Source organism: Citrobacter sp. R4 (genome assembly GCF_026719175.1).
Lineage (GTDB): Bacteria > Pseudomonadota > Gammaproteobacteria > Enterobacterales > Enterobacteriaceae > Citrobacter_A > Citrobacter_A sedlakii.
On sequence record NZ_JAPPSU010000069.1, the window covers coordinates 1 to 287 of the forward strand.

General features: G+C 57.8%; 1 pseudogene. It reads left to right on the plus strand.

Features of this window, described 5'->3' with window-relative positions:
- A pseudogene (gene thrA / locus OOJ60_RS24630) lies at positions 1-287 on the plus strand (bifunctional aspartate kinase/homoserine dehydrogenase I); the annotation flags it as partial.

The following is a 287-nucleotide window of genomic DNA, read 5'->3' on the forward strand; positions in this document are numbered from 1 at the left end:
CAGCCGGGTTTTCCGTTGGCCCCGCTCAAAGCCTTTGTTGAACAAGAGTTTGCCCAGATTAAACACGTCCTGCATGGCATCAGCCTGTTGGGACAGTGCCCGGACAGCATCAATGCCGCGCTTATCTGCCGTGGCGAAAAAATGTCGATCGCCATCATGGCTGGCCTGCTGGAAGCGCGCGGGCACAACGTGACGGTCATCGACCCGGTGGAGAAATTGCTGGCAGTCGGCCATTACCTCGAATCTACCGTTGATATCGCCGAATCTACGCGCCGCATTGCCGCCAG